This is a genomic window from Bdellovibrio reynosensis (assembly GCF_022814725.1).
GTDB lineage: Bacteria > Bdellovibrionota > Bdellovibrionia > Bdellovibrionales > Bdellovibrionaceae > Bdellovibrio > Bdellovibrio reynosensis.
Map to the genome: position 1 here is coordinate 1,953,552 of NZ_CP093442.1, position 26,385 is coordinate 1,979,936.

Sequence of the window (26,385 nt, forward strand, 5' to 3'; positions counted from 1 at the left end):
TGAATGAGAATAAATTGCCTAGACCTCTTCGTCTAAACGATTTGTGAATGTCTTAGTCTTGTATCCACTCACACCTTTTTTGGTGCGGCGAACTTCTTGAAGTTCCTTGATGATCGAATTTTTCGCCATTTCGATGCATGCAAGTACTTGAATATCTTGTTCGATGATACGGGCTACATACTCATCTTTGATTGCCAATGCTTCTTTAACTTCGTTGCGTTGGGATTCTGTGATGCCGCCCATTTGTTGGACACCGTCATGGGCCTTATCAATTTGCGCATCAACGTATTTGATTACGTCTAGAATTCTTTCGCGGGTTTGATAAAAATATTCGATATTGTCGAATTGACCTTGCGCAAAGTTTGCCAATTCTACTTCATTCAAGGCGTAGAATTTTTCAAGGTAATGATTCTTTTCGTTCAGCAACGTGATAATCCTATTCACAGTTCCCCTCCGTGGTAATTAGCCCGCTTTTTCAGTTTCTTTTTTAATTTTTTCAACAGCTTGAACCCAACCATCATAAAGCGTGTTCAATAGCTTTAAATTGGCCTTTAATGGTTCTGCATCGCCGGTGATGTTTGCTTTCGTATATTGTTCCATCATGAACATATACAACTGTTCAAGTTGAACAGCGACATCTCCGCCGACTTTGTGGTCAAGGGTGTTATTAAGTTCCATGATAATGTCAAAGGCACGGCCGATGTTCATACCGCGATCTGCAATCTTCTTTTCTTCGGCTGCTTTAATCGCAAGCTTCGTGAATTTGATTGCGCCTTCATAAAGCATCAAAAGGATTTTTTCCTTGGATGCACTTTGCACTGCCGTCGTCTTATATTTTTGATATGCGTTTGACATATACCCCTCTCACCTACACTCGTCCCAAATTACTTAAACTTATAAAATCCAAATAAATTATCCGCCACCGCCACCTTGGGCCATTGCTGCGAATTTGGCTTGTTGCGCCTGCATCGCTGACATCTTGCCTTCAAGGTCAGCGAACTTCTTGCGCAAGCTTTCTTCTTTTCGTTCCAACTGTCTTTCTTTTGTCTCAATCCGGCTGTTCACCTGATCGATACGGGATTGCAAACCCTTCTTACGGTTTGAAATCGCACCGAATTGGCCATTCATTAAATTGCCAATTTCTCTTTTTACAGTCGCAACGAAACCGGTATTGAATCCATCACCTCTAAAGAAGTTAGCTACTGCACCTGGATCCGCGTTCAATGTTTTATTGAACTTTTCCTGGTTGAAATTCAAAGTACCGTTTCTATTAAACTCAATTCCCAACTCACCCACTCGGCGGATCGGTGTATCCACACCCATTTGTGGATTTAAAATCACCCGGCGCAGACTGTTCTCAATCGAACGCATCATACCGTCGCCACCCAGAGGTCCCAGGGCTGGCTTTCCACCTGCATTGGCCTGCAACTTACTTTGCTTCTGGATAAAATCCAGGGCCGCATTGTAGGCATCAACGAAAGACTTAATTTTACCGCTGATGACTTCTAAATTTTCTTTTACGCCCAAGCGGATTTCCCGACCTGGAGCTGCGGATTTTAAATCCAGTGTCACACCCGGAATAAGATCCGATGATTTATTATCAGGGATCTCAATTTCAAAACCGTCGATTTTCACCTTCGCGTTTTGAGCTTTGCGTGACTCTTCAAAAAACATATCTTGGTCACCATCCAGAAGATAAATCTTCGGGAAGTTCACTTGATTGTCTTTACCAGTTCCCAATCCAGAGATCAGAATCTTGAAAGGATTTTCTTGGTCCTTTCGGTCTTCGATCACTTGAGCTTTTAATCCAACACCGGCGTTCGTGATTTGTGTTGCCACTCCACTTAGCGTTGAATTATCACCGTTAATATAAACTTCTTTTTCACCATCAGGAGTTTCGAATTTGATATATCCGACACCAATCTGAGTTTGGTCTTTATCAGGAAAACCGTTTGAAATTGCCGCTGGCTTTTGCGCCAACTGAATCACTTCAATCGCATAGTCCCCTGGTACCGACTTACCGGGATCCACGGTCCCATCAACAACGTTTGTATCGCCGCTGATAAATTTCTTATCTACGAAACCACTTGTGGCTGTAAGTTCAGTGAGGTTTTTTGTGACATCACCAACTTTGGTTTCAAGCTCATTCACCAGCTTGAGTTTGTCCTCTTGCTTGGTTTTTTGAACTTCCATTTGTTTCACGGGAATTCGTTCAGCTTCCATCAGCTGCTCAACGATATTTGGTGGTAGCCCAGAGGCCATGCCTGAAAAACGAATCCCTGCCATGAATTCATTGTGTCAAAGTGAGGCAACTTGCGTGAGTCAATTAAATGTCTCGCAAAAGGGCCAGCAGAGCGGGTTTTAGAGCTGTAATCGAATTTATCCTGCAATGGTTTTGACGTGAGCTGAAATCTCTAGACGTCGATCTAGGAAGCAAATGCTATTTCATGAAAAGAAAAATGAAATATCGCCGTTCTGAAAACTTATTGTCCGGATTTATTTCTTAAAAGTTTTCTAAGCAGAACGCTTAAGCAATTGCCCGCGCGGTGATTGCGCATCACTTGGTAAAGTCCATAGTTCCAATTCAGGAATTCTGCGAATCACGTTACCAAGATTATCTCGCACGATCACGAATCTGCCGTCGGCAGCAAGATCATCGAGTTCAATTGTCCACTTGTGTTCTTTTGTAGCAGGAAGATTTCTTAGATGCTCCATGGCTTTTTCGAGTTGTTCTTCAGTCATCGGATCGCGATGTTCCTGATTTCCGCTATAGGTTTCCTGCCCGTTAGCGTCTCGATCATGGGTCATGTCGGATTGAATAGCTTTCCCTGTGCGGTCTACTCCGCGCACATCATTATTGGGAAGAATATTTGAAATCAATCCTTTGATGTTCATATGAGGAACTTATCGGATTGATACGTCGGAAACTTAAATTAGAGTACTAAAGTCCAGCCTTCGCTAAAGCTTCAGCTTGGCAAGCCAAGCTTACTAACGCAAAAAATTCCCTGGTGGGGATTTTTTCTTTTGTTCGTTAGCTGAGATCTTTTTTTGAAACATTCCCTCTTTGATACCTTGTTCATTTTGGAATGCTTCCTGTCTTCGCGAATTCTGCTGCTTACGGAGACGGCCTGCAACGGTAATTCAGAAAACTGGAAACTTGGTACCTAAGAAACCAGCAAGCATTTTGAATCGTGATGTATATCTCTAGTTGTAAATTTTCGATTCAATCTGTTGAGCAAAAACAACAAGCATTCCAAATTGAACAAAGTACCCCCAGAAAGCGACAACCTTCTGGGGTAGGTTGGTACCAAGAGGGGCGGAGGACCCCTCTCTGGCAAAAACTTTTTAATATTTGTTCAAAATTAAGCGATCAATTTCATCGCTTGGTTTGGCATCGTGTTCGCTTGCGCCAATACTGAAGTATTTGAAGCAAGAAGAACTTGGTTACGAGCCGCTTCAGATGAAGCTTGAGCGATATCAGTATCACGGATACGAGAGTTCGCGGCACTGATGTTTTCATGTTGCACACCCAAGTTATCAACTGTGGATTGCAATCTGTTTTGCAAGGCACCCAGAGCTGCGCGGTAACCGTTCACTTGAGATTGAGCGGAGTCGATCGCAGAAAGAGCCTCTTGCGCACCCGTCTTAGAAGTGAAGTCGAAACCATCAATTCCAAGAGTTGCTGCTGTAGCGTCAGTTTCACCAGCGTTGTATGAAATTCTGTCAGCATCTTCAGAGTTGTTGATACCAACTTGGAAGTCATACATGTCGCCAGAACCATCTAACAGTTTAGTAGTACCGAAGCGAGTAGTTTGAGTGATACGTTGTGCTTCAGCTTTAAGTAATTGAACCTCTTTATCTAGGAAACCACGTTCAGTGTCACCGATAGTGTCAGACGAAGCCTGGATACCCAATTCTCTCATACGAGTAAGAATGTTAGAGATTTCACCCAAACCACCTTCAGCTGTTTGAACCATCGAGATACCGTCATTCGCATTTCGTCCCGCTTGGCTTAAAGATCTGATTTGTGATTTTAAATTTTCAGAAATTGCTAATCCCGCAGCATCATCAGCAGCTTTGTTGATACGAGAACCAGATGCAAGTTGTTGCATTGATTTTCCGATTTCACGCTGTGAAGTCATCATTGTTCTTTGCGCGTTGATTGCAGATACGTTTGTTGAAATTCTCATTCCCATGTGGGATCTCCTTAAATATTGGCTCGTCTTATACCTACTTAGACTTCGCCGGTTAACACGTTGGTGACTCCACTTTGGTCTTGGCTCCCTCAAGCGATTCTTATCAGGCAGTCACTCCTTTTAAGTTTCTCGAGAGCTTCAGACTTTCGTTTCGTCGTTGCTTCTGACATACCTTTCGGCGAGGTCTGTGAAGCCTTTAGTCGCGTCCTGCATTTCTGAACCAAGGTCCAGGAAAACCTAGACCAAGGTTTTGAAAAACAGACCAAGATCCCACAAAAACCAAAACCAAAGTCCAGCCCCGACCAACAACCACCCAGCCCAAAACCCAAAGGTGCCTGCTTCTTTTTTGGGTCTACACTGCATCAAAAGTATCCCCCGGAGATGCACCGTCCTCTCGAATAGCTGTTTACACTATGAGTGATGAGTGATGAGTGATGAGTGATGAGTGATGAGTGATGAGTGATGAGTGATGAGTGATGAGTGATGAGTGATGAGTGATGAGTGATGAGTGAAAATACCTTCGATGTGATCGAAGTAAATCGTTTAGTTAAGAAGTTGCTTTTCGATGATGCAGTGTAGACCCAAAAAAGAAGCAGGCACCTCAAAGAGGGAAGTCTTCTAATGAAGAAGGCTGTTTGTTCACTGGGCTCAGTTGAAAAGTCGACTTTTTCAACCCTTTACGAACTTCATCCCACTGCTCTATAGATGGAGCTGTATTTAGCCATTTTAGATTTTCTTCCCGCGTTCGTAAGCTTCCCCAATTTTCATCTTCTGAGATTGGAATATCCAACCAACTTTCCCCAATCAAACCTTGAATTGACGAGAACGGATAATCTTCAACTTTTTCGCATAGCCCAGCGGTAACCGGATTTCGGTATAAGTATTTATATGCATGAAGATAGTAAAGTGGAGATCCAATCAATGAGCGATGAAATCTTGAACCATATGTTTGATTCAAACGACCACTGAGGAATGTAATCTCCCGACTTGTCTCCCTCATAAAATACCTCATGGCCTCACTAAGGTTAGCATCAGGAGTGCGAACTATTAGATGAAAATGATTACTCATTAAAACGAACGCGTGAATTTTTACATTGAAGGCAAAATGCAGGAAATAAAGCTGGCGGGACATGACATCCCAAATGACGTGAAGATCGGTTGAGAACCAATCTTTATTAATACATCTAGCAGTGATGTGATATGGAAGTTCAGTATGATTTTCAAAAACCTGGCGACCCATTCTAGGTCTTACATGCAAGATCCTTATGATCTTCAAGTCTCTTTAAATTTGGGATTATCTGCCATTATATCCGGTCTTCATCTCTTCTTTGATGCGGTGTAGACCCAAAAAAGAAGCAGGCACCTAAAAAATCCCCGGGAGCGGGTGCCCCCGGGGTGGGCTTAAGACGAAGGGTATATGTGGGCGACCCCTCATTCTCGAGAGAAGCTGTATCCCATAACAGCCCCCCCGACATTCTGTAAGAATGATAAAGTCTTAGTTTTTTATATTAATTAGATCAGTTTCAAAGCCACGTTCGGGATTTGGTTTGCTTGCGCAAGAACCGATACCGCCGTGTTCTGAAGGATAGATGCAGAAGCCATCTCTGCTGTTTCTTTTGCGATATCTGTATCACGGATACGAGAGTTCGCAGCAGATAAGTTTTCATAAGAGATGTCTAAGTTACTAACTGTTGATTCCATTCGTGATTGCATCGCACCGAAACTTGCGCGCAGAGCACTCACTTTAGAGATCGCATCGTCTACTGACTGCAGGGTCGAACGAGCACCTGATTTATCAGAGACCGAGATCCCATCAATTCCCAACGTACCCGTCGTCGCATCGGCATCGAAGTCGACCGCAATTACGTTGTCCTCTCCACCGTACGCGCCGACATGGAATTCCATTTTTCCGCCCGTACCATCAAGAAGTTTTGTATTACCGAAAGTTGTAGTTCTAGCAATACGATCTGCCTCTTCGATTAACATCTGAGCCTCTTGATCGAGGAATCCTCGCTCAACGTCACTCACTGTATCAGAAGCAGCCTGTACACCCAGTTCTCTAATACGAACCAAGATGTTGGACATTTCATTAAGACCACCCTCACCTACTTGCGAGAATGAAATCGCGTTGTTCGCATTGTTACGAGCAGCAGAGATACCTCTTAATTGTCCTTTAAAGCTTTCAGAGATTGCCAAGCCGGCAGCGTCGTCGGCGGCATTTACGATACGAGAACCAGACGCCAAAGCTTGTGACGCATGTTCTTGTCTTTTTTGTTGTTTACCTAGCACACGTTGTGCTGCGATAGATGCAGTGTTTGTCGCGATTCTTAAGCCCATTAGAACCTCCTAAGGGATTTGTGACCTTCTTTGCTGATTTTTGCGGAACCGAGATATGAACCAGGCAGCACCACTTACCTTAGAACACACCCTGAACCATCAACATCGACGATCGTTTGTTTTTGTTTTCGTTAACTCACTAACTTAAAAATAAAATTAAAATTGCGGGAAACGGTTCCTCTAAGATTGGGGTGACTGTCCCTATCTAGGAGGAACCAAGACCGCGGAGAGTTTTTTCCTTGAGGTAGCTTTTCAGCACTTTGGAGGAGATCCATCTTCGCAACTTTTGATTCCCAACGTGTTACATGAATCTTTTCGGACCATGGTCTAGAAACTTTAGGGCTAAGGTCTAGATTTTTTTAAAAATGTGTGCGCGGTGATTTAAAAGTTATTGAAATTATTGAATTTTGATTTCAAAAAAAAATTCGCCAAAGGTCTAGCTAGACCCCGACTTTGGGTTGGAATGTGAGTATTTTTGAAGGGTTATGTTACGCAAATTCACGCAACAAATACGAACTTAGGCAACAAATTAGCGATGGGGACGAGTTAAATACCCTTCTTCAAGAGCAGAAGCCTTCAAACCAGGGTAATTTCTCTTCGTGCGCACCGCTTGCGACTCCGCTTCAGTGGCCATTCGATACTCAAAACGATTTTTCGGATCACCAAACCCTAAGCGAGCCAACGTGTTTTGTCGAGAGCGATGGTCAAAGAATCCCGTGAAGAAATCAAAACGATGCTGACCTAAAACTCCACCACCAGAGTCCCGTACGATCATGAAACCGTCATGGACTTCTCTGTTCGGAAGAACAGCTCCTTCCAAACGAGGAATAAAAATCACATCCCCAGGTTTATAGTATTTCAAATCTGCAGCGACAGAAAAATACGGATCCAGACAACTGCTACGTACGCCATACCCAAACGGGCACACCTTAAGATCGACGGGAATAAATCGAGGCACGCTATCTTTGATCGAATGATAGTTGTAAGAAATAACTTCCTTACCGTTATCAACAAAGCAGGACCCTTGAAGCAAACAAAGATCAAAATCTTTTTGGCACAAGGTCACCAAGGACTCCCCCTCCGGAGAAAGCAAATCACGCAAATCATCAGCTGTGCATTGGGAGCTTTTTTGATTGATAGTGGGCTTATAGTAAATCGTCGGAACCATCTCTTTGCCATCAGAGTGTTTGGCTGCACACGAAGGTAAAACACAAACCAATACAGTGGCTAACAAAAGTTTGTAAAAATTCATAGTTTACCTCGGCACCTTATACCTTGAAGGTATAGCAAGTTTGCTGCGAAATATCTGGGGGTGATGGAAAATTACATGTATCTGTTGCAAAGGCTTCACGACTGTCAAAATTTTTTTCGTTCCGTCGAGTTAATATGCCGTAACTGTAATTGTTCCGCGAATGAACATAACTGCTAAAGACCTAATTTGAATTTTGTTTCAAGTACTCGTTGAAGGTTGCAACTCAATAAGTTATCACTGGTCTTAAACATGACTCTACGGTTACGGATTTTCCTATTCAATTTGATCTCTGTTTTTCTTGCGACCTTCGTAGTTGCCCTCATTGGCCTCAAGATCGTGGAATCTACCGTTATTGATAGCACCTATGAACGCTTGACCCAGATTCGTATCAGCAAGACGACGGCGATTGAAAACTACTTCCGCGATTTACAAACCGCGATCAATCTAATTTCTTCCCACGAACTAACCGACGACCTACTAACGCAAACCCGCGTGGACACCAATCCTGACTTCCGCCGCTTGCTTGATAACTACGTTTTAGACTTCAACATCTATGACATGGCTTTGGTGAATACCAAAGGAACCATCCTTTACACCACCCGTAAAGACATCGAAGATGGGACCTCAATTTTAGAGGGCCCGAATGCAGGGAACAAACTCAAGGACCTTTATGTTTGGGGTATGAGAGCGCAAGAAGGGTCTACGCTGTTCCTTGATTTTGATAAGGACCCTATTAATCCAAACTCTGCCACCGGGTTCGTAGCTGCACCGATTTATCGTAAGGGCGTCGTGGTCGGAGTGCTAACTCTCAAGATTTCCATTTCTGAAATCGATCGCATCACAAGCGACAACTTTGCTTGGGCGACCCATGGCATGGGACAAACCGGAGAGACTCTCATTTATGGTGAGGACTGGAGTTTGCGTAATACTGGCCGTTTCCGTGTCGAGGGCAGTCAAATTGGTAACACCACTGATGAGGCCGAGATCCTTTCCCCCAACCGCGGTGACGAAGATATCAAGAAAATCGAAAACCTAAGCGAGGTGCGAGAACTTGGTATCGACTATCGAGGGCAGAAAGTCATCCGTTCCATCGGTAAAATTTATCTGCCTAACGGAGAGCTTTGGTACATTCAAACTAAAATCGATGAAAGCGAAGCCTTCGCCGTTCTTGATCGTATCGCCATCGCATCCAGTGCCGCAGCCGTCTTGATCTTCATCTTGTTCTTCTTTGCCACGTTCGCAGCAACAGGAAAAGTCGTAGAGCCAATCCAGCTCCTCACCGACCGTTTAGAAAAACTGGGTACCAGCAACCTGACTCAAAAAATCAATTACAACTCGAAGGACGAAATCGGTCTTCTTGTAAGCAAGTACAATCAACTTGCCGACCGTTTGGAAACCACCACCGTATCCAAAGAGTTCCTTGATAGCGTTATCCAATCGATCAAAGCATTCTTGTTCATTGTGAAAGTTTCCCACCACGATGACTGGCGCCAATGTTCTTATCAGATTTCTCAAGCCAACGAAGCCGCTTTAAAACTTCTGGGTCTGACTTCACAGCAAGTTGCGAATGTCGACTTAAAAACCCTGATCAACGCGCAACCGGATTTTAATAACTACACTTGGCTTTTACAAACCAGACACAGTATCGAAGCCGATATCCTAAACAGCGAAGGTCGCAGAGTTCCAATTCTTCTGAACTGGGCCGCCCTTCCCAACCGCACTAGCAAAGATCTGACGTTCGTGTTCGTTTGTACTGACATCACCGATCGTATCACCGCAGAGTCAGCCCTGATCGAAGCCCGTGAACAAGCCGTAAAAGCATCTGCCGCGAAATCAGAATTCCTAGCTCGTATGAGTCACGAGATCAGAACTCCACTGAATGCGATTATCGGTATCACCGATATCCTGGCTGAAAGTGATCTGAAGGCTGAACAAGCGCAGCTTGTAAAAGTTTGCGCCAATGCCGGTGAAAACCTTTTGGCTCTTATCAATGACATTCTAGATATCTCTAAAATCGAAGCTCGCGAAGTGAAGCTTGAAAGAATCGCTTACGATCTTGTCGCCACGACGAAAAATATTTGCGACATCTTGAAACAAAAAGCCCAAGAAAAAAATCTGCATTTTTATTTGAATGTGAACTTGGATAAAGACGCTTCGCCAGTGGTAGTGGGTGACCCTACCCGTCTTCGTCAGATTCTATTTAACCTGATTGGTAATGCGATTAAGTTTACACCTAAGGGTGAAATCGCTGTTTCAGTCAGTTTTGATGAAGGCGACAAGCGCTTTGTGCGTTTTGCGATCCACGATACTGGGACAGGCATCCCGTTGGACAAGCAGCACTTGCTATTCCAAAACTTCGTGCAAGCAGACAGCTCTATCACACGTAAATTCGGCGGTAGCGGTTTAGGTCTAACGATTTCTAAAAACCTTGTAGAACTTATGGGCGGGCGCATCTGGTTTGAAAGTAAAGAAGGCCAAGGCAGTACGTTCTACTTTACGTTGCCATATCTTGCTGCCGAAGCATTGCATGAGCCAGTGAAGCTTATTGAAGTTGAAGAACAGCAACCAAAACTGCAAGAACAAGACGCAATGATCGCTCGCAATGCGCGTATCTTGATCGTCGATGATACTGAAGACAACCGCTTCTTACTTTTAACTTATCTTAAAAAACTTCCTTATGATGTGGTTCAAGCTGAAAACGGCCTTGAAGCTGTCGAAAAGGTCTTCCACGAATCGTTTGACCTGATCCTGATGGACATTCAAATGCCAGTGATGGATGGATACGCCGCGACTAAGAAAATTCGTGAATGGGAACGCAATACGGGACGTGCGCCAATGCCGATCATTGCCGTGAGTGCCAACGCCATGGCCGAAGATATTCAAAAGTCTTTAGATGTGGGTTGCACAGAGCACGTGACGAAACCAATTAAAAAGTCAGCGTTGTTAGACATGGTACAACGCTACACTTTGACCGCTCCGAAAGCTTAGACTTCAATTTGACCGTTACGAATGTTACTGACCTTATTAGCCATCACTTCCACATCACGATGGTCATGGGTCACCACTAAGGCCGGTATCTTTTCATCAGCAATAACGGCCTTTACCAAACGTCGGCTTTCTTCACGCAGTTCTTGATCAAGGGCTGAAAATGGCTCGTCTAATAATAGCAATCGGGGTTCACCAATCAACGCGCGGGCAATAGCAACCCGTTGCTTTTCACCACCAGATAATACTGAAGCCTTTCGGTCCAAGAAAGAATCCATCTGCATTTTTGCAGTAAGCTCTTTCATACGGCGAGCCACTTTGCTTTCATCCACCTTGCGGGCGCGGGCAGCAAAAAGAACATTTTCTTTAGCAGACAAGTGAGGAAATAAATCCAGAGTTTGAAAAACAACGCCCAACCGTCTTTCTGGCGTTTTTAATTTAGCCAGATCCACACCTTGAAATTCCCATTTCATCCCTGGGCAAGTTTCTAAGCCTAATAGAATTCTAAAGATAGAAGTCTTACCCGAACCGGAAGGTCCCCATAAAACGGTGACTCCTTGATCAAGGATTTCCCAATGAGGAATATCTAATTTGAAGTCACCATAATCACGGCGCAAGTTTTCGACGTAGGACACGGCTTCCCCCCGCACATATTGCAAAACAAAGTACACCCGAAACGATAATTAAACTGCTAAGAACGATGGCCTGATTTAAGCGGTATCCCGACATCAAGGTTTCCGTCATAAGCGCGATACTTAAATCTTGATGGGCTAAAATGCGACTGACGGCAAAGTCGCCACATGCCCAGATCGAAGCGATTCCCGCTAACAATCCGGCGCGATTTGCTAATTGGGGAAATAAAATTTCCCAGAAAGTTTGGTGGCGACTCGCACCCATTGAATATGCCACAGTCATCTGCGATTCCAAGGCGTGCAGCTCACTGTCCCAACCCATTCGAAATAAACTATTTAAACTTAAAAGGGTTAGCACCAACGGAATCTTGATGTAAGGATAAATTCCTTCATTGGGACCAAGAATTAAAAAGCTAAAACAAGCAAGCGCGGTTGAAGGCGCCACATAACCATTTAAGAACTTTTCAAACCACAGCTTCGGCCAACAATATGCAATCAGCATCAATCCTAAGAATGTTAATACTCCAACCGTTAAACCAAGAAAGACGCTGCCAAGAAAGTTCCAAACGATCGCTGACTGCACATCATAAAACGTAGAAAGCATCGAAAGACCCGAGGTAAATCCCTGCAGATAACCGAACAAATACATGAACGACATCACAGATAGAACCACCAACCCAGAATAACTCCGAACTAAGCTTAAATTAGACTCGCGAGCGGTCGAAGCACCCTTTCCACGGCTGGCAATAAACGACAATGCAAAAATAAAACAAGATTGAATAAAGGCGATTACGGTGGCTGCACCCCATTCACCAGAAAGTCTGATCTTTTCATAAATCAAAACTTCCATGGTTGTTCCGCGTCCTCCACCAACGATCAACGGAACGGCAAAGCTACCGAAACAAATCACAAATACAAATAGACCCAATAACAGAAGATCTTTTTTCAATAACGGAAATAAACCGCGCACAAAAAAGCTAAAACGCGAAGCCCCTTCCACATAGGCAAGTTCCGCCATGCCGCCGATTTTGCTTTCTATGATTCCAGCAAGTAAAACAGCGACAAGACCGAAATTAATCAACGTATGAATAATGACGATTCCTGGAATGCCCATTGGAAACGGATCAATCACGGTCAACGCTGATAGTAAAATAAAGATGGACGGCAAAAAATTCGGCAGAAGACACAAGACTTCAAAAAAACCACGCAGCCGATGACTGGTCACACTTAATAAGCCTCGCGCCACCCAAAAACCTAAAAGCAATGAAAAGACCGCTGAAAAAAGACTTTGCGTAAAGCTGTTTTTAAAAGCCCACCAAAGTTCTGCCATATCTGGAACTTCAGCGATGCGAAATTCAAAGAATAAAAACAGAAACGGGAAAAGAAGAAACAGTACTAAACTGGTGCGAAGGATATTCCGCAAGCTCAATTGAGTGCGCCCCTGCGGATCTCTGTCCAACGTTTCAGGATGCGCTCAACTTCTGTCACCGACGGCACTTCAAATTGATCCATGGTTTTCACATGCACCAAAGCATTGGCAAAAGGTGTTCCTTCCATAATTCCCTTCATCACCGGGAACATATAATTCTTTTCCATGATGGTTTTTTGCCCCTCATTAGAAAGCATTAAATTGATAAACTTTTCCGCCAGCTCGCAATGACGACAAAATTCAGGAATACCAACAAATTCAAATTGTACCGGAAGAGGTTCGGCGAACGGCAGCGCCGTATAGTCTTGGCGTTTTTCCTCTAGCTCATGATAAAGCGGCGACGTCACATAAGAGTAAGCCAGTTTTGCTTGCTTGCTAGTGAACAGTCCATAGGCCGTAGACCAAGTCGGCGAAAAGCTGTGGGCTTGTGCCATGATTTTATCTAGAAATTTAAAGCCTTCTTCTTCACCTTTTGATTTCAATACCCAATACAAGAACTGCATTCCTGGGGAACTGGTACGGGGATCTTCTAACGCGATTTTTTTATTAAGCTCTGGAGCTAACAATTCATCTAGGGTGTCTGGATAGTTTGTTAATTCGTTCTTCCGGGCTACAAATGTCAAAGCGCCCCAGTCATAGGGGATGAAAGAACCATTAGAAAGAGCCGGCTTCACTGAATCATAAACATTCAATTCACCCAAGCTAAGTTTACGCCATGTTTGTTCAGCCATGGCCTTAGACAGATCGAATTGATCAAGGCCAATCACCAAGTCTGCCCCCAGGCTTTCACCTTCGATTTTCAATCTTTGCAACAAAATACCTGAATCGCTGCCTTCAATGAATTCCACTTTGCATTTGCAGGTTTTTTCAAATTGCTCTTTTAGTAAAGGACCTGGTCCCCAGCGACCTGTAAATGAAGCGTAACCGAATACTCGTAAAGTCGGTACTGTACTTGTGATAGTGCTTTGTTCGTTTTTATTTAAAACCGCAAGAAAAAGTCCTAGAAAAATAACGGCAATAAAAAAAATAAAATGCTTCACGCCCTACCACCAAATACCGCGACGACGCTTAAAGAAGTAATAATCAAAGCCAAGACAACGACCGGCACCGACCCAAGCAAGAATCAAATGGATTGCCAAAAAAGTCTTATTTAAATCTTCTGTTGCTGGGCCTGAGATAAATAACATCGTTATACAAAGAAGAACACCCAGTAAAGCCACCGGGCGCACGACGTAACCAATGATATAAGAAATAGCGACGGCAAATTCGATTCCTAAAATAATGAAAGCCACCGTTTGCCAGTTTGGAATCATCTGGCTGTTCGCAAAAATTTTAAACCAGTTTGGTGCGTGACTGGAAGGAAGCCATTCGGCCATTTGATCAGCAATGCGGGGTCTGCTTAAGAAGTCACCTTGAAACTTTACCATCGCAGCTTCTAAATAATAATAACCTAAGAATATTCTTAGAAAAGAAATGGGTAATAGGTGGCCTACGTATTTAACGCTCTCAAAGAATGCAAGCAACATGAAGACATTGTGAACTAGACACCCCTTTTAGGGCAAGTCTCCTCTAGGAAGCAGTGAGCGCAGTCAGGTTTTCTCGCCTTACAGATAGCTCGACCATGGGAAATCAAATAGTGCGACAAGATCACCCAATCTTCTTGCGGTACTTCTTTGCAAAGTTCTTCTTCGATCACGACAGGCTTGTCGGTATCAACCCACCCCAAACGATAAGAAAGGCGCGCTACATGGGTATCAACAACAATCCCGCTTGGAATCCCGAACGCATTTCCTAACACCACGTTGGCGGTCTTTCTGCCAACTCCCGCAAGCTCGACCAAAGACTCGATATTCTGTGGCACTTCGCTGTTATGCTTTTCTACTAAATCAATTGCAGCTGACTTTAAATTTTTAGCTTTGTTTTTATAGAAATTCGTAGAGCGAATAAGGCTTTCGATGTCTTCCACTTTGGCTTTCGCCATCCGCTGTGGTGAACCGTATTGATTAAATAATGCAGGTGTCACCATGTTGACTCTTTCATCCGTGGTTTGGGCAGAAAGGGCTGTGGCGACTAATAATTCGTAAGGATTTGTGAAATTTAAGGCACAGTGAGCGTCAGGATAGTATCTTCTTAAAAGATCGATTGTCTCAAGGATCGGAGCGGCTTCTTTAAAAGGAGGCTTTTTCAACCCCACTTTTTTGGTTGAAGGTTTTAAAACCTTCTTAGCCGCTTTCTTTTTTACAGCCTTTTTCTTACTGGTCACCATCGTTACCAATGGCTTCAACTGGACAACCTTCCATAGCTTCTTTTACCAAAGCTTCTTCTTCTGGAGTGTCAGGTTGTTTAGTAACGAAAGCGTGGCCGTCTTCTTCGTGCATGGTAAAGTTCTTTGGTGCCGTCAAAACGCAAGCATCACAAGCAATACAAGACTGGTCTACGAACACTTTGCCTGGTTTATTTTCTTTCCAACTTTGACTCTTATCAGCCATCGAACTCTCCTAACAGGGACCATTTACAGACCCGCTAATATAAATCTTTTGCCCTTGATGTCAAACCCCCTTCCGGACTTGGGTCGCATTTTTCATGGCAAACTTTGTTGAATACTAGGGCCCAGGACCAATTTAAAGATATCCTAGGATAAGTATCAAAAGGAGGGTTCATGGAAGGACCTCGTTCGCCCCGTGAGACAGAGCTGCCTCAGGTTTTAGATTTTCTAAACAAAAAACTTCGCAATGAGGCCTCTTGGTCAATCGCGGCAGAGTATCCCACCGCTTTTTCATCTAACAACTTGCACAATATGCGCATTATTGCTGATGAAGGCCACGTGTTATCCCACGCGGTTTTAAAACCCCTGATAATTAAATCCCCCCATGTCATTTATAAGGTGGGCGCCATCGGTTCCGTGGTCACCGAAGACCAGCATCGAGGTCAGGGTCTAAGCACCCAAGTCATGACGGATTGTCTTAAGTCAGCTTCAGAACAGTCGTGTGATATCGCGATTCTTTGGACTGATCTTTTTGATTTTTACCGTCGTATGGGCTTTGAATTAGCCGGCAGCGAAATCAGCTTTGTGATTGAAGATAATTTCGATGTGCCGCCTGTAAATTTACGTTTTTCTACAGACTCTAAAGTGGCTCCGGATGCCATTTACCGTTTGTATTCAACCCATTCAGTCAATTCAGTTCGCACGATCGAAGAAACTAGAAAATTTTTAGCTATTCCGCAAACCAAAGTTTACACCGCTTGGGAGCCAAATGGCCAGCTTGCGGCCTATGCCATCGAAGGTAAAGGTGTTGATTTAGGTGGTTATATCCACGAATGGGGTGGATCGGTTTCAAAACTGATGGCGCTGTTTAGTTTTATTCGCGCACAAAAAAATCAACCTTACACGATCATCTGTCCTCGCCACGCGAAAAATCTAATTAACGAATTGCGCAGAAAACCTGTGACCGTGAATGAAGGTTATTTAGGCATGATCAAGTTAGTTAACTTTGATCAGTTAGCAGCCAAAATTAAAAGAGCCTTCAGAGCAGAAGGTATTGCTGACATCGTTTTAGAAAAACATCCAAACCATTTCGTGTTCGGTATTGGTCAGGATCTATTCACGATCAACAACGAAACCGACATGGTGCGCTTGTTGTTTGGGCCTGTGGACTATCGCGCCATGGATTTGTTTAAAGAAGAAACCATTCAAAAACTTGAAAAAATACTGCCTCTTGCTATGTGGATCTGGGGTTGGGATTCAATATGATGAAATTAAAAAATCTGCTTCTTACGATGGCTGCTTGTAGCAGTCTTGTGGCTTGTATTAAAGAACCCATGGACGAAGAACAAAATCCCGCCACCGTAGAGCAAGTGCAAACTGCTTTATCTAAAGCCTGGGGAAATGCGGATCCTTTAACCATGGCGCCAAATGACTTTCTTTTTCAAGAAACTGAACAAAAAATAGATAGTAACGGATCTGCTTTTTTTGTTTTGCAAGAAGGCATTACTGTTTCTAAGCGTGAAGAAACGGCGACAGATTATCTATACACCTACCTTTATCAAAACAAAGTCATTAAGCAGGGCACAGAGGGCGCAGAGTCTACCCGCGAAGATCACCGCACGGTCAGCAAAGGCACCGCGGCCGCAACGTCATTACAAGTTCAAAGCCACGATTTTCAATCCCATGTTTTAAAACCAATGGCTGACGACTATCAGATGACTTTAGGTTTTGAAAGATTCTATGGCCTTGCTTACGCTTGCGTAAAATCAGATGCCTTGGATACCTATTGTAAAGATACTTTGAAGGTTGATAGCTGCGAGATCAAGTGTTCGAACCTTAAAGAAGAAACCGTTGTTGAAACGGCACCGGAACTTATGAAAGCGCAGGATAATTGCGCAGGCCTTCCTGATTGCAAATTAAATATCAAAAAAGTCGCCTTTGACTGGGTGATCGAGTTAAAAACCGGCCAAAACGTCGAACGACAAAGAGTGAACTACTGGGTGAAATTAAGCCCTGATCTTCCCTTCATGTCGCGCATGACCGAATATTGCTATCGCCAGCTATATCCCGTGCAAAACCAAAAGGTGCTTGTTACGACTTGCACAAAACTAAAAAACTTCAAAAAAGGGACTCCGTAGAGTAGTCTAGGACCTTCCAAGAGCGAATCAGCGGAGGGTCCATGAAGAAAATTGCAGTAGTTTTTTCCGGTTGCGGTCACCTTGACGGAAGCGAAATCACAGAATCCGTGAGCCTTCTTATAGCCCTTCACCAAGCTGGAGCCGACGTTCATTGTTTTGCGCCAGATCTTGAAGTCCCAGCGATGAATCACGTCGCAAAACAACCTTCTAATGAAAAAAGAAATATCCTGACAGAATCTGCGCGCATTGCCCGTGGACAGATCACGGCTTTAGATAAACTTGTGACTAAGGAATTTGATGCTGTGGTTTTCCCCGGCGGTTATGGTGCTGCTAAAAATCTTAGTAACTGGGCTGAAAAAGGTGCCAAGTGCGAAGTTCATCCTGAAGTACAAAGAGTGATTAAAGAATTCCACGCTGAAAGCAAACCGATCGGTGCTTTATGTATCGCGCCTGTTTTATTAGCTCGCGTTTTGGGTGATAAAAAAATCACTGTAACTGTGGGTGAAAACGGTGAAACTTCTGCAGAGATTCAAAAAACCGGAGCCATTCACGAAGAATGCCCTGTTGACGATTACATCACAGACCGTGAAAGTAAAATCGTGACGACTCCTGCTTACATGTATGGTGATGCAAAACCTAATGAAGTCTTCCAAGGAATTTTCGGCCTTGCCCACGAAATCGTCGAATGGGCGTAATATTTAGAACATGGATGATATAAATATGAATAAAAAAACTGTCGCTCTTATTTTTGGTGGTAAATCAGCAGAACACGAAGTGTCTTTACGTTCAGCGCGCAACATCGCTGATGCTTTAGATAAAGATAAATTCACACCAATGTTGGTTGGTATCAGCAAAGAAGGCAGCTGGTATCGCTTTCCTGACACTAAGATTTTCACTGAAAATACTAAAATCGTAGATAGCGAGTTGCCAGCAAACGCTGAACCAGTGGCCCTGGTTTCTTTAAAAGGAAAACCAGTCCTTTATTCATTAAAAAGCCACTCTGAAACAAATATCGATATCGCCTTCCCGATTATGCACGGAACAATGGGTGAAGACGGAACCATCCAAGGACTTTTTAAAATGGTGCAAGTGCCATTTGTAGGTTGTGGAGTATGGGGTTCTGCTGCCGGCATGGATAAAGAAGTCATGAAGCGACTTTTGCAAGAAGCGCAAATTCCAAATGCAAAATATCTTTTGCTTACTCCGTTTAAGAATATCACTTATGACGAAGTGGCTTCTAAGCTTGGTTCGCCATTTTTCATTAAACCTGCGAACGCGGGGTCTTCTGTTGGTGTTCATAAAATTAAAAGCGAAGCTGACTTTGCCGTTAAACTGAAAGACGCATTTCAATTCGACACAAAAGTTCTAGCTGAAGAATTTATCCAAGGTCGCGAAGTTGAAATTTCTGTGATGGGACATAACCACTCCCCTGAAGCTTCTTTGCCAGGTGAGATCATTCCGCAACATGAATTCTACTCTTATGAAGCCAAATATTTAGATGATAACGGCGCACTGTTGAAGATCCCTGCCGAAATCACCGGGGAGTCTTTGCAAAAAATGCAAAGTCTAGCTAAGAAGACTTACCAAGTGATGGGCTGTGACGGCCTAACCCGGGTGGACTTTTTCTTACGTCCTAATGGCGAGTTTTATATCAACGAAATCAACACAATCCCTGGTTTTACCAAGATTTCGATGTATCCAAAAATGTGGGAAGCGACTGGATTAAGTTATAAAGATCTGATCACTAGACTGATAATACTTGGCTTTGAAAAATATGAAGCCGAACAAAAACTGAAAACTAGTTACTTAGACTGATAAGACTAGATTTTTCTTCAGATTTGGTGTCTTTTGTTCGATAACTATCATGGTGAAAATTAGACGACTCTGGACCCATTTATCAGTTTCAAAAAAACTGTTCATTGTTATCGGCGTGATGGCTTTGCTTATCGCCCTAGAGCTATTGACGTTGCTGTTTGCCATGAACACGTTGTCAGCCGTTCGTACTTTCGTATCAGGTGAAAGTGCGTGGTCCAAGGCACAAAAAGATGCCGTTATTTCTTTACACAAATATGCTTTCACTAGAAACGCAAAAGACTATGAAGCCTTTGAACAAGCTTTACTTGTTCCCCGCGGTGATACCAAAGCTCGTCATGCTTTAGAAGAAACTCCGATCAATTTAGAAAAAGCACGCCAAGGGTTTTTACAGGGAATGGTTCATCCTGATGATATTCCAGGGGTCATTCTGCTTATCACGCGCTTTAAGAACTTCAGTCACGTTGAAAAAGCGATTATCATTTGGCGACAAGGTGATGACCTTACAAATGAAATCAGCGCCTATGGTTCTGATTTGCATGATCTGATCCAGAGAAACTCTACATCCCAAGAATTGATGCCCACATTAGAAAAGATCAACGACCTGAATGACAGATTATCTGCTTTAGAAGTTGAATTCTCTCGCACCTTGGGTGAGGCTTCTCGTTTTATTGAAAACGTTTTAATGCTCGCCCTTCTTATCGTTGTGATGGTTGTTGAAACCACGGGCTTGGTTCTTACTTTCACTTTCAGTCGCAATCTGTCTAAAGGCCTTAAAGAACTCAACGAAGCGGCCCATGCCGTTGGCCAAGGAAAGTTTGACGTGCAAGTTCCTGTGCGCTCTGGTGATGAACTAGGCCAGCTTGCAGAAGGCCTTAACAAAATGGCGGCAGACCTTGAAGACAGTATCGGTGTGCGACGTCAGGCTGAACAAGCTAACAAACTAAAAAGCTTATTCTTAGCGAATATGTCCCACGAGATCAGAACACCATTAAACGCCATCATTGGATTTTCTGAAATCTTAATGGATCCACGAGTGTCAGAAGAAGATCGCCAAAGTTATGTGAATATCATCCATCGTACCGGCGAAAATCTGACTCGCATCATTAATGACATCCTTGACCTATCTAAGGTGGAAGCAGGTCACTTAGAAATTCAAAAAAGTTCATTTGATTTACCTGTATTCTTAGAAGAGATCCGCAACGTCATCACCGCAAAAAGCGTTGAAAAGAAGTTACAGGTTGAATTCAGACAGCTCAACGATGTGCCACAGACCTTGTACACAGATCAACTTCGATTGCGCCAGATTCTGACGAACATTCTTGGCAATGCCGTTAAGTTTACTGATTCTGGATCTGTTATCATGAGCTATGAAGTTTTATACGGCAGTCTTATTTTCACTATCCGCGATACCGGAGTGGGAATTCCACATGAAAAGATTCCGGTATTGTTTCAGCCCTTTACACAAATTGATAACTCATTATCAAGAAAATATGAAGGCACTGGCTTGGGACTAGTTCTTTCTAGAAAGCTTGCCCAAATGCTTGGCGGGAACGTCAGCCTTGAAAATTCTAGATTGCACGAAGGCAGTACTTTTGTTGTTAGTATCCAGTTAGAAGAAACTCCTTCAAGCCTTGCCTCGGCCCCGCTACAGAAAAACAAAGAAAATTTGATGCTTGAAGGTGCCAAGGTTCTTTTAGTTGATGACGTTGAAGACAATCGAATCTTGGTGCAAAGGCTTTTGAGTAAAAGAGGAGCCAGTGTCACCTGCGCTTCTGACGGACAAGAAGGTTTGTCTAAAGCTTTAAGTGAAGACTTCGATGTCATCTTAATGGATATTCAAATGCCTGTGATGGATGGTTATGAGGCAACTCGTAAACTGCGTGAATCAGGTTATAAAAAACCTATTATCGCATTAACAGCGCACGCGATGAAAGACGACCGCGAGCGCTGTATTGAAGCGGGATGTTCTGATTATTTAACTAAACCCGTGCAGGTTGATGAACTTGTGCGCACGATCTTAGGATACTTAAAAGCTTAATGGCATTCTGCGCCTTCGGGCGTGACTATGCAGTACTCTTGAACGATTCCATTTTTCCCGCTTAAGCCGTTGTCACCTTTGGGCCCTACAGCTCCGGGTTTTTTATAGACGGCGATTTCACATTTTCGTTTTGATTTCGCGGGATCGCCGCCAGCACCACCCTGTCCGCCCTGTCCACCAACGCCTCCCCTTCCGGCGTTTTTCTGGATATTTAATTTCACGTCTGTGTTGTCTTCGATTTCAAGTAGAAGAGTTCCAGAATTACCACCATCAGTACCATTAGTTCCTGAATGTCCTTTTTTTCCTGGACCAGGCGCAGCCGACTCTCGCGAAGGATTATTACTACCTTTACAGTAAACTTCAGCGACACTCCCAGGTATTCCCTTCATTGTAGCGTCAGGCGGATTTCCGGCTAAACCATCGGCACCATTTTCACCCTGAAGATAGATCTTCGTAGGACCTTGCGCCTTTTCGATCTTGATCACAAGATGTCCACCATTCTTTCCTGTGATTCCAACATGCGCTCGTGCAGAGGACGGAAACGTCGCTATGGTGCCATCATCTGAAAGTAACTTTTTTATTTTTAATTCCACATCGTGACCTTGAGTATACAACGCGCCTCTATGTGTGATTTTTACGGTGTCAAAGGTAAAAGCGTATTTTCCAGGTTGATAAGGACGGCTTTTAATCAAGTCCATCTCTGTTTGATTAATCCAGCGACCATCGATTAAGTAGTAAGGTTCATCTACAACCCATGCTGAAGAATCAATAGAATCGTCTGATGTGTCTTCTTCTATTGTCGCCGGCGGAACAACCTTCTTTTTTGAATCGGTCTCATTGTTATCGCGAACTTCCACACATCCCAAAAGGAAGGCGCCGAAATGTAAAAGGATAATTAAAAAAATCATTTTTCTTTTCATGAATACTCCTTATTCACAAGCGGTCTTATTCAAATCGCAAGCTCGCGGAAAAGGTATTTTAAGCAGGGCGGACAGCCGCGCCCCGGACTTAGGCCTGTGAACGGCTTTTGCAGTAAAGCACTATGGTTCAAGGATGAAGTCTTCCCCATTGTTGGGGAAAGTAGTGAAGGATTACACAGCAATGGAATACAACAAGATCAATTACTTTGAAAAAATCGACTCGACGAAACACCGCGAGTTTATAATTTCCCAAAACAATTGCATACTTTGCGGCAGTGTCCTTGAACTAAAACACATTTCTGACAAAATGATTTCTGAAATTACTGAAGAAGCTTTTTGCCCCCATTGCGAAGTCAAAACTCGGGCACGTACGCATATTCTCAACTAAATTTTGTCAGAATAACGTCAGCCTTCGTCAGAGAATTGACATTATTAGAGGGCTGTCAATTTTTTTACATCCGAATAAAATGAACCTGCCCAGGACATATCAGGATTTCCGAAACTAGATTGTTTATGACCGAAAATAGTCAGCGGTTCAGCGTCAAGCCAACCATTTAAAAACACATGAGCACACTCTAAAGACGCCGCCGGTTTCATTAATTTTTCTTCTGGACCCCAGACGACAGCAGAGTGTCCAAGATACGCGGTGTTCGCCCATTTTAACATTTCGTGCTGATACTTTACCGGAGTTATTAAAAGTAACGGTCCTGCCAGTTCATCTTGTTGAAGGACGCTGCAATTTGAAAGATCTAACATCACCGTGGGACGATAGAAATTGCCGGATGAAGTTTCTTTTTGTGCTCCGACTAAGATTTTGCCGTGTTCTTGTCGCCCGCTTTGAATTTTCTCGTCGATAGATTCACTAGCAGCAGAAGAAATCAATGGTGTCCACATTTCCTGCCCGCGAGGGTCTTTAAGCGGCTGCAAAGTTTCAAAATAATTTTTTACAAGGGCAGTAAAATCTTTGGCCTGATTTTCAAGAACGAAAACGCGCGAGATGTTCCAACACAATTGGGATTGACCCATTAAAAATGGATACAAAATTTGGGGAAGAAGGTTTTTATAATCTGTATCACCAAGAATTAGGCAAGCATTCTTAGCACTGCCGCTTAGTTGTAGTTTTTTTAATTGGGATACACTGGCTTTAGCAATGGCTTCCATCGTGCTTGTTTTACCGGCTGCACTGATCGCACGAATGCCGGGATGGCTAGCAAGAATATGCCCCACATCGCTAGTTCCATTAAGAATATTCACAATCCCGGGCGGAAGATTCGCCGCATTGATGGCATCTGCAAGCACCTTTGCAGTAATCGGCGAATGTTCAGAAACTTTTATTATAACGGTATTCCCTGCAGCTAAAGCGGGTGCCAGTCTTTCGGTTACAAGGCGTAAAGACAAACACCAGGAAGTGATAATGCCCACCACACCCACAGGTGATGGCAAAACATTTTTAGGCAAGGGATCCAAAACTTCAGCGGCAACTAATCTTAAGTTTTTTACAGCAACATCCACGTTGTTTGAGCGTGAAAATGATTGCGCCAACCCCTGATGAAGTGCTTCTTGGTAAGCGATCTCGCTAGCCTTTTGTTCTAGGTGTTCGGCGATTTTTAATAAGTAATTCGCACGCTCTGGGGCTGCTAATTCTTTCCAAGCGATTTGCGCTTTTTTAGCAGCCTGGATAGCTTTAATAACATCCATCGCGTCAGAGTTTGAAACTTGCGCCAGAAGACTTCCATCAAAAGGTGAAAGCTTAGTAAAACTTGTCGCATTCAGCGCTGGAGCAAATTCAGAATGAATGTAATTTAAAATTTCCAAATCGCAGTCCTTTGGTGGTTGCACTAACTTAGTACAACATCAAAGGATACTCAATGATCTAGCCGCAGGTTTTGATACCACCGCACTGATGAATGACGCTAAAAGTGGCTGTATTAAATTTAATAGTACGGGCCGTGCCGCCGCCCACATCTTTATCAACAATAGGGATGCCTAAGCTTTTTAACAGGTCTTCTGCGATCTGGATATTTTTCTTACCTATGAGGGGGCCAAGAGCGGCTACTCCGGTAACATTGGCACCGCCATAGATCTTTGCTTGCAACATTTGACGATTGGCCCCTAAGCGCACGCATTCTTGTACTAACATCGGAATAGCATAGATCCCATAACGAGGGCTGTTGCCATCTTTCTCGGGTCCGCTTTCGCTTAATAAGTAATGGTTTAGGCCGCCAATACCGGTCGAAGGATCGTGCAATGCCACAGCCACACAGGAACCCAGAAGGGTCGAAACAATCGTTTCTTTTTTAAATGCAGCAAGTTTGCCCGGCAAAAGGTAGAAGCTATCCATGAGGGATCTATCGGAATATTTTGATAGTTTGGTAAGCTAAAAATCAAGGGTCTTGAAAAAGGAAAGAGCGGCACTAGGCCGCTCTTTTTTTATAGATTCTTTCGAATCCCCGGCGAAAGCAGTACGGTCTAAGAGACCGCCACCTCCGCCTTGGTTATACGACTATACTTAACCATAGACACCACCCCCTTCCCAGCCCCAATAGAGGCTTTAGTTGATAGTACCTGAAGTGCGGGGATTTTCGCCATACTGATCCAGTCTAGATTTTACTTGATAGATCAATATGAAACGAAAATTAGAGAGATCGAATAAATTGAATCAAAGCAGTGCGATCTGCTTTAGGAAGATTTACGAACTTTCCTTTAGAATGTTCTGCTTCCCCACCATGCCACAGAATAGCTTCTTCAATCGTGCGGGCGCGACCGTCGTGCAGGAAACCGGCACGTGGATTCACAGTTTGTGTATGGCCAATTCCCCACAAGGGACGTGTTTTCCATTGTCTTCCGTTTGCATCGAAATCTTGGCGACCGTCAGCCAACCCATCACCCATGTCATGTAATAGCATGTCGGTGTATGGATAAATCTTTTGGTTGCTGAAGGCTTTGATTTCGTGGGGGCCAGTTACGAAACTAGGTTGGTGACAAGTCGTGCAATTCACTTGCGCAAACAAACCTGCACCACGAATGACTTCGGCTTCAGTCACATTTCTGCGCGAAGGAATCGCCAAGGTTTGAGAATAGAACACTAAACCATCGCCGACCTCATCCGCAGTTTCTAGCTTACCTGGATAGTTGGTGTTCTTTTTGAATTGTTCAAATAGCGGAGTACCTGCAATGCTTTCTTGCGGGAAAGCGTAGTTTGTAACACCGATGTCACCACGAAGTGCACCCAGGGATTGATGGAATACAGAGGGAGTATTGTTCTTCAAACCGAAGCGCCCCATTGAAACGGGATAGGGATCGTTAGACATAAGTTTCTTGATATCTAAAACCCAATTTACTTTGCCGTATACGCCCTCATCTGATAGATCGCGAGCCGCTAAAGCAAGAATGTCTGATTCTTTAATCGCCTCAAGCAAACCAAGGCCGATCATCAAAGTGCCCATGCGCGGACTTGTTTTGACGTCTTTTTCATAAAGACGACTGCGCATTTGCCCAGTCACAGAATCAAAATATTCATCATAGGCGCCAGTAATTTTAAACACCGGCTTACGCAGTTGCACGACTTCACCATCAGGATAAGTGAAAGCGCTTTTTTCATTCTTCATCCACACTTGCGCTTGGCCCGCACCTGGAAAATCCGTGCGAGCTCCCATTGAGCCTAAGTGAAAAAGTTGATCAGAAAAACCAGGCACCGGAATAGGAGCGCCCCAGTTGGTAGCTGCGTTCTTTGGATGGTTTAGACCATCTTCAATACTGATCCTTAAGAAGATTGATTCATTTTGTTTTAATTGAACCCACTCTTTACCAAACGGAACAACTGGTAATTGTCCACGACCGTCTTTTGCGTGGCAGGCTGCACAGTTGGTGTTGTTGTAAACAGGTCCCAAGCCGTATTCAGATCTGCTCGTATCGTCAGAAAAATTGGATTCAAATAAAGCATCACCCTTCAGGTGAAGCTCAATTTCTTCTTCAGTTAAATTCGCTGCTGGATTGCGGAAGGCTTGCGCGGATTCACCTTTAAAAAACACCGTGGTGTCACCACCCGTTTTTACCGCGTGAACGTAATCCATATTCACTGGAGCTGCGTGAGCAGCTCCGCTTAGTACCAGATTTACCGCAAGAATAAAGAAACAAGCCTTCATACGATCCTCGAAA

The 26,385-nt window shown here is 43.7% G+C and carries 24 protein-coding genes; 6 read left to right on the forward strand and 18 right to left on the reverse strand.

Annotated features, from left to right (window positions below):
* Positions 1 to 18 precede the first annotated feature (18 nt).
* The 8 genes from MNR06_RS09160 to MNR06_RS09195 all read right to left on the reverse strand — a co-directional run bounded on the left by MNR06_RS09160 (position 19) and on the right by MNR06_RS09195 (position 7,785).
* Positions 19 to 444, reverse strand: a complete 426-nt coding sequence (locus MNR06_RS09160) for a hypothetical protein (RefSeq protein WP_243535249.1) — start codon at positions 442 to 444, stop codon at positions 19 to 21.
* An 18-nt stretch (positions 445 to 462) separates the two neighbouring features.
* A complete protein-coding gene (fliS, locus tag MNR06_RS09165) occupies positions 463 to 855 on the reverse strand; it encodes a flagellar export chaperone FliS (protein ID WP_243535251.1) in 393 nt (130 codons plus the stop codon).
* Between the two features lie 57 nt (positions 856 to 912).
* Positions 913 to 2,286 carry a flagellar filament capping protein FliD gene (gene fliD / locus MNR06_RS09170; protein ID WP_243535254.1) on the reverse strand — a complete coding sequence of 458 codons (1,374 nt, stop codon included), beginning with the start codon at positions 2,284 to 2,286 and terminating at the stop codon, positions 913 to 915.
* Positions 2,287 to 2,514: 228 nt separating this feature from the next.
* On the reverse strand, positions 2,515 to 2,895 hold the full coding sequence (locus tag MNR06_RS09175; RefSeq protein WP_243535256.1) for a hypothetical protein: 381 nt from the start codon (positions 2,893 to 2,895) through the stop codon (positions 2,515 to 2,517).
* Between the two features lie 467 nt (positions 2,896 to 3,362).
* Entirely contained in the window at positions 3,363 to 4,196 is an 834-nt protein-coding gene (locus MNR06_RS09180) for a flagellin N-terminal helical domain-containing protein (RefSeq protein ID WP_243535259.1), read from the reverse strand.
* Between the two features lie 601 nt (positions 4,197 to 4,797).
* Positions 4,798 to 5,436: a transposase gene (locus tag MNR06_RS09185; protein WP_243535261.1), complete on the reverse strand. Its 639-nt coding sequence runs from the start codon at positions 5,434 to 5,436 to the stop codon at positions 4,798 to 4,800.
* A 272-nt stretch (positions 5,437 to 5,708) separates the two neighbouring features.
* On the reverse strand, positions 5,709 to 6,533 hold the full coding sequence (locus MNR06_RS09190) for a flagellin N-terminal helical domain-containing protein (protein WP_243535264.1): 825 nt from the start codon (positions 6,531 to 6,533) through the stop codon (positions 5,709 to 5,711).
* A 529-nt stretch (positions 6,534 to 7,062) separates the two neighbouring features.
* Positions 7,063 to 7,785, reverse strand: coding sequence for a 3D domain-containing protein (locus MNR06_RS09195; RefSeq protein ID WP_243535267.1), 723 nt, complete (start codon positions 7,783 to 7,785; stop codon positions 7,063 to 7,065).
* A gap of 282 nt (positions 7,786 to 8,067) precedes the next feature.
* Between MNR06_RS09195 and MNR06_RS09200 the strand changes: the two genes are divergently transcribed.
* Positions 8,068 to 10,773: an ATP-binding protein gene (locus MNR06_RS09200; protein WP_243535269.1), complete on the forward strand. Its 2,706-nt coding sequence runs from the start codon at positions 8,068 to 8,070 to the stop codon at positions 10,771 to 10,773.
* On the opposite strand, the gene MNR06_RS09205 is transcribed toward MNR06_RS09200, so the two are convergent.
* From MNR06_RS09205 to MNR06_RS09230, 6 genes are read right to left on the reverse strand one after another with little or no spacing between them, the layout of a single operon-like run.
* Positions 10,770 to 11,405: an ABC transporter ATP-binding protein gene (locus MNR06_RS09205; RefSeq protein WP_243535271.1), complete on the reverse strand. Its 636-nt coding sequence runs from the start codon at positions 11,403 to 11,405 to the stop codon at positions 10,770 to 10,772. The two genes, MNR06_RS09200 and MNR06_RS09205, sit on opposite strands and share 4 nt — an antisense overlap.
* Positions 11,377 to 12,831 (reverse strand): ABC transporter permease, encoded by a 1,455-nt coding sequence (locus MNR06_RS09210; RefSeq protein ID WP_243535273.1) that lies wholly within the window; start codon positions 12,829 to 12,831, stop codon positions 11,377 to 11,379. The genes MNR06_RS09205 and MNR06_RS09210 overlap by 29 nt, the downstream gene beginning before the upstream one ends.
* The gene (locus MNR06_RS09215) at positions 12,828 to 13,871 is read right to left on the reverse strand and encodes a thiamine ABC transporter substrate-binding protein (protein ID WP_243535276.1); all 1,044 of its coding nucleotides are present in this window, start codon (positions 13,869 to 13,871) and stop codon (positions 12,828 to 12,830) included. The genes MNR06_RS09210 and MNR06_RS09215 overlap by 4 nt, the downstream gene beginning before the upstream one ends.
* A 3-nt stretch (positions 13,872 to 13,874) precedes the next feature.
* The gene (locus tag MNR06_RS09220; protein WP_243535280.1) at positions 13,875 to 14,357 is read right to left on the reverse strand and encodes a DoxX family membrane protein; all 483 of its coding nucleotides are present in this window, start codon (positions 14,355 to 14,357) and stop codon (positions 13,875 to 13,877) included.
* Positions 14,358 to 14,371: 14 nt separating this feature from the next.
* Positions 14,372 to 15,115, reverse strand: coding sequence for an endonuclease III (gene nth, locus MNR06_RS09225; RefSeq protein ID WP_243535282.1), 744 nt, complete (start codon positions 15,113 to 15,115; stop codon positions 14,372 to 14,374).
* Positions 15,084 to 15,320, reverse strand: a complete 237-nt coding sequence (locus MNR06_RS09230; RefSeq protein ID WP_243535285.1) for a ferredoxin — start codon at positions 15,318 to 15,320, stop codon at positions 15,084 to 15,086. The genes nth and MNR06_RS09230 overlap by 32 nt, the downstream gene beginning before the upstream one ends.
* Before the next feature lie 170 nt (positions 15,321 to 15,490).
* On the opposite strand from MNR06_RS09230, the gene MNR06_RS09235 reads away from it, so the two are divergent.
* The 5 genes from MNR06_RS09235 to MNR06_RS09255 are packed head-to-tail and all read left to right on the forward strand — an operon-like array spanning position 15,491 to position 21,307.
* Positions 15,491 to 16,582, forward strand: coding sequence for a GNAT family N-acetyltransferase (locus tag MNR06_RS09235; RefSeq protein WP_243535288.1), 1,092 nt, complete (start codon positions 15,491 to 15,493; stop codon positions 16,580 to 16,582).
* Positions 16,579 to 17,454: a hypothetical protein gene (locus MNR06_RS09240; protein WP_243535291.1), complete on the forward strand. Its 876-nt coding sequence runs from the start codon at positions 16,579 to 16,581 to the stop codon at positions 17,452 to 17,454. Before MNR06_RS09235 ends, MNR06_RS09240 begins: the two co-directional genes overlap by 4 nt.
* A 41-nt stretch (positions 17,455 to 17,495) precedes the next feature.
* Positions 17,496 to 18,149, forward strand: a complete 654-nt coding sequence (elbB, locus tag MNR06_RS09245) for an isoprenoid biosynthesis glyoxalase ElbB (protein WP_243535293.1) — start codon at positions 17,496 to 17,498, stop codon at positions 18,147 to 18,149.
* A 25-nt stretch (positions 18,150 to 18,174) separates the two neighbouring features.
* A complete protein-coding gene (locus tag MNR06_RS09250; RefSeq protein ID WP_243535294.1) occupies positions 18,175 to 19,269 on the forward strand; it encodes a D-alanine--D-alanine ligase family protein in 1,095 nt (364 codons plus the stop codon).
* A 49-nt stretch (positions 19,270 to 19,318) separates the two neighbouring features.
* Entirely contained in the window at positions 19,319 to 21,307 is a 1,989-nt protein-coding gene (locus MNR06_RS09255; protein ID WP_243535297.1) for a response regulator, read from the forward strand.
* Here MNR06_RS09255 and MNR06_RS09260 read toward each other — a convergent pair.
* The 4 genes from MNR06_RS09260 to MNR06_RS09275 form a co-directional block, all read right to left on the reverse strand.
* Positions 21,304 to 22,227 (reverse strand): hypothetical protein, encoded by a 924-nt coding sequence (locus tag MNR06_RS09260; protein ID WP_243535299.1) that lies wholly within the window; start codon positions 22,225 to 22,227, stop codon positions 21,304 to 21,306. The two genes, MNR06_RS09255 and MNR06_RS09260, sit on opposite strands and share 4 nt — an antisense overlap.
* Before the next feature lie 432 nt (positions 22,228 to 22,659).
* Positions 22,660 to 24,042 (reverse strand): aldehyde dehydrogenase family protein, encoded by a 1,383-nt coding sequence (locus MNR06_RS09265; RefSeq protein ID WP_243535301.1) that lies wholly within the window; start codon positions 24,040 to 24,042, stop codon positions 22,660 to 22,662.
* A 58-nt stretch (positions 24,043 to 24,100) separates the two neighbouring features.
* Positions 24,101 to 24,568, reverse strand: coding sequence for a chemotaxis protein CheD (locus MNR06_RS09270; RefSeq protein ID WP_243535303.1), 468 nt, complete (start codon positions 24,566 to 24,568; stop codon positions 24,101 to 24,103).
* Between the two features lie 295 nt (positions 24,569 to 24,863).
* On the reverse strand, positions 24,864 to 26,372 hold the full coding sequence (locus tag MNR06_RS09275; protein WP_243535305.1) for a di-heme oxidoredictase family protein: 1,509 nt from the start codon (positions 26,370 to 26,372) through the stop codon (positions 24,864 to 24,866).
* Positions 26,373 to 26,385 lie beyond the last annotated feature (13 nt).